Source organism: uncultured Formosa sp. (assembly GCF_947500765.1).
In the GTDB taxonomy this organism is placed as follows: domain Bacteria; phylum Bacteroidota; class Bacteroidia; order Flavobacteriales; family Flavobacteriaceae; genus Formosa.
Genome location: NZ_CANMTH010000069.1, coordinates 1 through 437, shown reverse-complemented (window position 1 = coordinate 437; position 437 = coordinate 1). Strand labels below are relative to the sequence as shown.

The 437-nt window shown below is 26.3% G+C and carries 1 protein-coding gene; it reads right to left on the bottom strand.

The window, feature by feature from the left end:
• Positions 1-62: 62 nt before the first annotated feature.
• Positions 63-437: hypothetical protein (locus Q1B05_RS18650; RefSeq protein WP_366944409.1), on the bottom strand; the 375-nt coding region annotated here is incomplete at its 5' end.

The window sequence follows — 437 nt, the reverse complement described above, 5'->3', positions numbered from 1 at the left end:
TCCATTAACCATTTTATAAACAAAAATTGGTGGTAGTGAAGGATTATTATTTTCTGATGTTATTATTCTGTTTTCTTTTTCATTAAATAATGATAAACATTTTGATTACCAACTGCAAAAGCATATGCTTGAGTAAAATTGTAACCGTTTGCACTCATAAAATTTAGAGCGTCAATCATTGAATTAAATTTAACAAGTTTTCCTTCACTATTCTTAATTTGTGTTTCTTTTCCCGATGAAAAAAACTTGGTTTCTTGTCCGAAATCTATCTCAATAGTTACTTTGCTACTAAATAATTTACTTGTTCCAAGAATTTGGATATATTCTACGTCTATTTCAGAAATAGGTATGTCATTTACTGTTTGAGAAAATGCTGAAATTCCAGAAACTAATAAAATTGTAAAAATTAAAATTCTTTTTGTCATAATGCTTGTTTT